The following is an 8,134-nucleotide window of genomic DNA, read 5'->3' as shown; positions in this document are numbered from 1 at the left end:
GATAGCTGCTGTTAAACACTGTCCGTAACGACGCCACAAAGTTATCGTCAGCCATCAGATCAGGGTCCAACAAAATTTCTAAAAGCACCCTATGAAGCAACGTTGAAGACACATACCCACCCAATACGTTACGGAATGACCAGAACTCACCAAAATTTTGGGTAACTTCCGACCAGGTAACCGGTTCGGTTTGTAAGAACTCAAGCCGGTCCCCTAAACCGTTACGTACCATATAGAGTGCCATCTGGGCCTGTACAGTCTCAAACATTGATGGCGGTAACCACGGATTCTGCAGTAAAGTAAACCAAACCTGACCATAGCGGCCAGGTTCCGCTAACGACGAATCAACAATGTTAGCAACAACCTGTTCCGAAATCGGCATCCCTGCTAACAACGCCGACAAATTACGGTAGTACGGCATTTTCAGCCGGTTGATAAGATGTGGGCGTCGAAACAAAACCGCTTCAATAGCACGCCGATTCACATCTTCACCCCCACCCAAACCGAACAAAACAATGTCACACATACGTAACAACTGTTCATCACAAAACCCGGTGTCGTCCCACACCACCCATTTAGCAGCATCAACCGGTTCAAGGTTTAACGCCGCCAACGTTTTCACCTTTTTCGAATAACCATCCGCAGCGTCAATAAAAACCCTGGCGTTGTCGCTCGACAAGCGACCCATCACCAACAAATACAGATCGTCTGGTAAAAACCAGTTAAACAACGCTGTTTGTAACACCCCAACACGTCGTTCTTTCCGATCCAACAAAAACGTTACAAGCTCCGGGTCGGTGCTATGTTCCAGCAACAGCCGTGTAACCGCAGCTGGTTTGAACCGTTCATAAAAAGGTTCAACCACCCCCACATTAATGTTAGGGTTGGAAGCAACCGTTGCTATCACTTCTTTGTTGTCCCCCAACACTCTCACAGCCACTTCTAACACGTGTGGCGAGGAAACATACCCCAAAAATTTGGGTACAATCATCTAAACCCAACCTCCACATAAATAACTTGTTTGTCACGACACGCGACCACCGTCAAAAACTTCTGGACAGGTGACACGTACCCTCACACTGTTCGCAGCTAACCCTCTAAAAACAAACACACCAACACACTGCCACAACACCCCCTGCACGTGCGTGTGTTATAAACACCCCTACCCACCCAGCTACCCCGATCGAGTGGTAACCCCACCCAGATGTCGCCCTGCTGTTGGGGGTGTTATAAATATTTCTATCCTGTTTTGTGTGTCCAAGGTTTCCTATCATCTGGCAGGGAACACAAAACAAAAAAAGAAAGGGGTAGATATCTACACATATAGACATCTACCCCCCCCTGTTTATAGTTGTGTAGCACACAACTAAAATTGTTTATCCGGGTTTTTATCCGATCCGGTTCGCTACATCGACCAGCTCACCATACGTACGGTCCCATTCAGGGAACAACCTGAACACGGTTTCCCACTTTTGTTTCGACTCTAGCGTTCCACCATCACCTAAACAATGTTCCAACCACACCACCACATGAGCGGTAGAAGGTGCCAGTTCAAATCTACTTGCGAGAGAATCATAAACCGCTTTGGGTTCTAAAGAACCGACCTTAGGGTTCAGATTGTCGAACTGTTTTACCACTGGCCACGGTTCGTGTGGTTCTGGTTTAACCCAACCTTCCCCAACTGCTGTAATAGCAGCGGTAGTTGCTGTGTTTAACAAGTCACACAAATACTGTTGTTGTCTTTCGAAATGTTTTGTCCAACACATCTCGGCAAGTTCTTCCAACATAGGAACAAGATGTTCCGGTATCGTTATCAACGGAGTAGTTAAACTGCGGTACCAACACGTTTCTTGTTGAAAAAACCTGCGAATCTCAACATCTGACCACACCACCGGATTAGTCGACAACGACTCTAGGAGATACAACACCACAGGCAGATCTAAAGAAACCGAGAACCTGTTCCGCAAAACATGCAAATATGCTAACACCCGGTCCGGGTTAGAACATTCCGCCAACGTTTCACCCTGAATAGGGCGAGAACTGTAACGAAAACCAAGTTCTCTAACCGGCACCGCCTCCAAAGCTTCTAAAGCGTCACGTAACAACCCATGCGTAACCTCATCCAAATCGGGACGTCCTAAAACACCCACCGCAACCCGACATACAGGTTGCGTTGAACACCAAAACGACTCCCCAACCAGCCCACCCAACCGTTCCACAATTTTTGTGACCCACCGTGACAGTTCGTCGGCGCTAAAGGGAGCGTACATAATACTTTCCCACAACATCAAGTTATCCTCAGCCACCACCCGCGAGCGGAGCTGTGGAAACAACAACAAAACCTGTTGCAGTTTCGACATCGTGTCAATCCCATACCAGCCCTGTGAAGCAACACCCCACAAAATATCCCACACCCGATCCTCCCCAACATGGTTAAAACCACCCTGGAGAACCCAATCCAGCTGAGCATCAACCCCCATCTCCGACACCCGAGACACTAACGCCTGCGCAGGATACGACCCCAACAAAGATACACAACGATCAAGACGGGACAACGGCCAAAACCCAACCATACGGGCAGCCTGGCTAGTCGACAACCGCCACTTAGATAACAACGTTTCCAACACCGAAACCCGACTCTCACCGTTATCAAGAAACACATCCACAATCAACGGATCCCGACAGTTCTCAATAACCGTTTTAGCCATCCCCGCCGGTCGAAACGCATACCAATGTTTCCTAACAGTACCAGCACTCAAAAACGGGTTAGACACAACCCCCTCAACAACCGACACATCCCCCGGAAACATAGACAACATCAAATCCAACAAAACATCTTGACGGATCGACGACGCAAAATACCCGACCTGCATAAACCCACATCCTTTATATACAAGCAACAAATATGCTCACAAACTGTTCACACAACCACCTTCACAGCACACACCCCACAAACAACCAAACCCCACCCACACCGGCGGGATATGCGGAACACAAAACACAGATGAGCGGCCATTGGTGTGTGGAACCCCACCAAAGCTGAACACAATAACCACAACCAACTACAGAAAGGACCCCACACACCACTACCCACACACATAGTGTTCCTATCAACCATAAAACTGGTGGGCTGGTTGCCGAAACACAAACCAGCCACACACTGAACACAGTTACCCCTACAACGAACAACCCTGCACACCAAACCACAACAACAACAACAACGGTGCGTTTTGGGATGACAGGCATGTTCAAAACCTAAAAACACCGGGGTAACACAACCACACCAACAAACAACCTTTTAGGTGTGGCTATCACCTAAACAAACTACGCAAAACAAACCAAGGACGGTAAACCATATGCGTATCAACCAAAATATCGCTGCTTTCAACTCGTACCGCAACCTGTCAATGACTAACACAGTCATGGGTAAAAGCCTCGAAAAACTCTCATCAGGGTTCCGTATCAACCGTGCAGCAGACGACGCCGCCGGTTTAGTAATCAGCCAAGGCCTACGAGCCCAAGTATCAGGATTACGACAAGCAACCCGCAACGCCCAAGATGGTATCTCAGTAGTACAAACCGCTGAAGGTGCTCTAAACGAAGTACACGCCATGCTAAACCGTATGCGTGACCTCGCAGTACAATCCGTAAACGCTTCGAACGACACCGCCGCCCGAACAGCAGCGAACAACGAAATCGACCAAATGAAAGAAGAAATCGGTCGGATCGCTAAAACAACAAAGTTCGGAACCCAAGAACTCCTCTCCGGCAAATTTGGTGCCACCCCCGCCACCACCACAGCCACGGTCACAGGTTTAACCCACACCGTAACCGGAACAAACGACACCATCAACATCAACTACGACGGTGAAACCTACACAGTTAAACTTGATGCAGGTAGCTACACATCCTCCACATTAACCGCAGCGATCGAAAACGGTATCCGAGGCGCTATGGTCACCGCAGGTGACGGACACCTCGCCGAAACATTCAGTGTCACAAACGAACTCACCCAAACCGGTTTTGATATCAACATCAATTTCGGTTTAACTCACAACGACACCTTCACCATTGACGGTAACGGCGCCACAGCTCTCAACTTTGGTGCTGTAAGCGCTGCTAACGGTGAAGAAGCCAAATTCCAAGTTGGTGCCAACAACGGTGAAACGATCACTGTGAAAGGTATGAATCTTTCCGAGATCGCTACCAACATCTCAGGTGATGTACTCACCGCAGGAAACGCCGCCAACTTTATCGACACGATGGACACCGCTATCGCAGAAGTATCAACCATGCGAGGCGAACTTGGAGCGGTTCAAAACCGTTTCGAATCCACTATCAACAACCTCCAAGTAGCCACAGAAAACCTCACAGCATCCGAATCCCGGATCCGAGACACCGACATGGCACTCGAAATGGTGTCCTTCACACGCCACCAAATCCTGCTACAAGCAGGCACCGCGATGCTAGGACAAGCCAACCAGCTACCCCAAAGCGTGCTCGGGTTGCTACGATAACCAACCCCACCCACACAAAATGAAAAACCCCCGCTCGGTTTTTCACATACACACCTGAAACAACAATAAGGGTTGGTACCAACAAATCTGGTACCAACCCTTATTACGTAACCACACACCCATGTTAGATAGGTGTGTCAGCTGATCCGTTTAGCAACATCGACGAGCTCACCAAAAGACCGTTGCCAATCGACAAGTAACATGAACACGGTCCCCCACTGTTGTTTAGATTCAGGTGTTGAACCATCCCCCAGCTGATCAACAAGCCAAAGCGCTACACTAGCTGCCCCGACCGTTCTGTGAAAACCTATTTCTTGTTGTGATAGATGTTCCACAGCACCAACGTTCGAGATAGAGCTGTCGTTAGTCTCCCCCAACATTAACGCTGATGGCGGGTTGTACCGTAACGGTTCCGACATAACCTTGTTTTGGTTACTGTCCCCTGACAACAAAAACTTGTCAAGAAGAGTCTGGCCAGGATTGGTAAACGAGTTATGCCAGGGCATGTCCCGAAGTTCTTGTAACACCGGCACTATTTCTGGTGGCACTGACTGCAGCGACCCGCGAAGCGACGCCCAGTTAGTTTCTTGTTGAATAAACTTTCGAATCTCAACATTTTCCCACAACACCGGATTGGACGCTATCTCCCTAAGAAGATAAATCATCACCGACACTTGTATACCGTTTGTAAACCAACCTGAACGTAACTGTTGCAGATACGCTAACACCTGATCTGGGTCGTTACACTCAGATAGCGGAACCCCACGCACCACACGATAGTTGTACGCAGGACCTAACAACCTGATCTGCTCACCACCGTTTTGTGCTAACGTTTGACGTAACCAACTATAGGCGTCATCATCCAAATCGGGGCGTCGTAACACACCCAACGCAACAGTACGTACCCCACGAAGAGATTCTAAAACCGCATCCACAATTTTAGAAACCCACTGTTTGAGCTCTTCACCACTAAACGGTGCATATACAACACTGTTCCATAACAACAGGTTATCTGAAGCTAACACACGGCTTCTAAGTTTCGGATACAAACACAAAATTTGTGCCATCTGGGCAATAGTAACAGCAGAAGGTCTCCGAGTTTCAGCGACCTCCACCAAAACGTTCCACACATATTCCTCATCAACATGGGCACACCCACCCTCAACAAGCCATTGCAGCTGAGTATCACTAGCCATCGCAGGTACCCTCTCTGTCAACAACCCAGCATGATAGTTCCTAAACAACCCGACAAGACGGTCCAGATTGGATTTCGGCCAACGTTTCACAACTATCTCTGCCTGCGAGACCGGTAGTTTCCATGTTTGGGCTATAGCTTCTAACACAGACAGACGTTGCTCATTTTTGTGAAGCAACAACCCCACAATGTTCGGATCTAACGAAGCTGTCACCACCGATTTAGCAACCGCCGCAGGTTGAAACACTTCCCAATATTTAGCTACAGTCGCCGCAGACAAATACGGGTTTATAGATACACGTTCCACAAGCTGCGGATCTTGCGAATATGACGCCAACATCAAATCCAACAGCACATCATGATGAATATAGGGCACTAATTTATGAACTAGCATTACACAACTCCTTTGTTTCAAAACAGCTCTAAAAACATCTAAAGCCTCTTACCCCAACACACCCTTACCGCACCACCACCATCAACAACCACCCCAACACCAGCACACCAACCCTCCGACACGTTCCACACCAAAAAACAGGTTTGGAACATGCTGAGCCCCCCGTTTTTGACAGTTTTCCACTAAAAACAGGGGGCTCAACACAAAAACGATGGCTGAGAACAAACTGAACACTCACCGCAGGGAATGTTTCAACCGCTCTCTTAGACGCACAGGGCCCCAAATCAACACCAACCAAACATCAACTAGTTGGCATGTTAGGGGTCTGTGTAGAATGCCAGATCCGTACCACAAACAGTACTAGCCAGACATAGCAGAAACCCTATAACATCTCACACACTAAAAACACCAACACCACCGCATGATAGTGTGTGTGTTTCTACAAGTCATGGTGTGCTAGCTACCCACCCACCCCAATATAAACAGCCACGACCCCCCTACATACAGTTATGTTTAGGGGGCCGTTGCTGGTTTGCGTGGTTACAGATATGGTACCGGTTTTGTGACGATCGTCGGAACGGTAAACTGTGATGTTGTGCCGTTACCTAAACGTCCGCTAGCCCCACGACCCCAACACCACATCTCACCCACCTCATCAACAGCACAAGAATGTTCCCAACCAACACTGATTTGTGAAAAAGTTTTGTTACCAGACACAACAACCGGTGTAGTTCTCTGAGAGGTGCTGTTATCACCCAGCTGACCATACTGGTTTTGGCCCCAACACCAAGCTTTACCGGCCGTGTCTAGCCCACAGGAATGGTTGTGTCTAACAGCAAGTTCCACAAACACCCGGTTACCAGCAACCGCTTCTGGGGAAGGGCTCTGAGTACCTGCTGTACCTGACCCTAGCTGCCCCAAGTTTTTACGTCCCCAACACCAAGCTTTACCCGCAGTGTCTAGACCACAGGTGTGCTCATAACCAGCAGTGAGTTGGGTGTAGGTACGGTTACCTGAAACAGCTACAGGTGTAAGATGAGAAACTGTGGTCCCGTTCCCCAGCCGCCCATAGTTGTTTTGGCCCCAACACCAAGCTTTACCATCAAAATCTAGCCCACAAGTATGGTTAGCACCAGCACTAAGATACATAAACGTGTAGTTACCAGCCATCACGGTAGGCACATAACGGTTAGTGGTTGTGTTATCCCCCAGCTGCCGATTCCCGTTTAAACCCCAACACCATGCTTTACCCGCAAGGTCTAGCCCGCAAGTGTGCCCATTACCAGCAACGATTTGTGTAAAGATATGGTTGCCAGACACCTCAACAGGTGTAGGACGGTTGGTCGTTGTATTGTCTCCCAACTGACCGTACCCGTTTTCGCCCCAACACCATGCTTTACCCGCAGTGTCTAGACCACAGACATAGGTGTTGCCTGGCACGATTTCTTTAAACACATGATTATTAGCAACAACACTTGGGGTGTTCTGCTCGGAAGCAGTCCCATCCCCTAGCCGACCATAAGAATGATCACCCCAACACCAAGCACCGCCTTTTATAGCTAAACCACAGCTGTGGTTTTGACTAGAAATGCTTTGTACCCAACTAAACGGTACCGGTTCTGGTTCTGTTGTGGTAGTGGTTGGCGGCTCGGTAGGGCCAGGCGTGCCATCAACGGTCACACCTGGAACCAGGCCGTCAACTACTAGTTCTGTTGGTGTGTTACCCTCAACCAGACCGGCAGGTACGGTCCCACCAAGAATCGGTCCTACAGGTGGGGCTACCACAACATTCCAACCCGTGTCCCCTACCCCAACCAGCACCAGGGTATTAGATGTTCTAATAAAACCGATTTCACCGGTCTCTGGCCAAACGTCCCCTTCAACAGGCACCAACCCATCACCACTATCAGCCAGTGTTCCAAAGCTTGTAGCGCCGGGGGTGTCCTCAATAGCACCTAACACAGCATCCAACCCGGCCTGTGTGTCCCAACGATCCGCCCCCGACAGGGCCAGCAGTGCTTGTGCTTC

5 protein-coding genes are annotated in these 8,134 nt (G+C 49.0%); 1 reads left to right on the top strand and 4 read right to left on the bottom strand.

Going from position 1 to position 8,134, the window contains the following annotated elements; all coding sequences use genetic code 11:
* The coding region (locus WC184_13275; GenBank protein ID MFA7478839.1) for a hypothetical protein at positions 1–991 on the bottom strand (991 nt) is incomplete at its 3' end.
* 397 nt (positions 992–1,388) lie between these two features.
* The gene (locus WC184_13270; GenBank protein MFA7478838.1) at positions 1,389–2,873 is read right to left on the bottom strand and encodes a hypothetical protein; all 1,485 of its coding nucleotides are present in this window, start codon (positions 2,871–2,873) and stop codon (positions 1,389–1,391) included.
* Between the two features lie 483 nt (positions 2,874–3,356).
* Here WC184_13270 and WC184_13265 point away from each other — a divergent pair, with 483 nt between their 5' ends.
* Positions 3,357–4,517 (top strand): flagellin, encoded by a 1,161-nt coding sequence (locus WC184_13265; GenBank protein ID MFA7478837.1) that lies wholly within the window; start codon positions 3,357–3,359, stop codon positions 4,515–4,517.
* 137 nt (positions 4,518–4,654) lie between these two features.
* Here WC184_13265 and WC184_13260 read toward each other — a convergent pair whose 3' ends face one another.
* Complete coding sequence (locus WC184_13260) at positions 4,655–6,106, bottom strand: hypothetical protein (GenBank protein MFA7478836.1); 1,452 nt, start codon at positions 6,104–6,106, stop codon at positions 4,655–4,657.
* A gap of 540 nt (positions 6,107–6,646) precedes the next feature.
* Positions 6,647–8,134: hypothetical protein (locus WC184_13255; GenBank protein MFA7478835.1), on the bottom strand; the 1,488-nt coding region annotated here is incomplete at its 5' end.

The sequence above is a fragment of the Acidimicrobiia bacterium genome, from assembly GCA_041676705.1.
Lineage (GTDB): Bacteria > Actinomycetota > Acidimicrobiia > Acidimicrobiales > SKKL01 > Actinomarinicola.
The sequence above is the reverse complement of the archived record's forward strand: the minus strand, read 5'-3'. Positions and strand labels throughout refer to the sequence as shown.

Excerpts from the sequence above, each read along its gene's own strand:
- WC184_13265 (MFA7478837.1), top strand. The coding sequence starts at position 3,357 with ATGCGTATCAACCAAAATATCGCTGCTTTCAACTCGTACCGCAACCTG.
- WC184_13260 (MFA7478836.1), bottom strand. The coding sequence starts at position 6,106 with ATGCTAGTTCATAAATTAGTGCCCTATATTCATCATGATGTGCTGTTG.
- WC184_13270 (MFA7478838.1), bottom strand. The coding sequence starts at position 2,873 with ATGCAGGTCGGGTATTTTGCGTCGTCGATCCGTCAAGATGTTTTGTTG.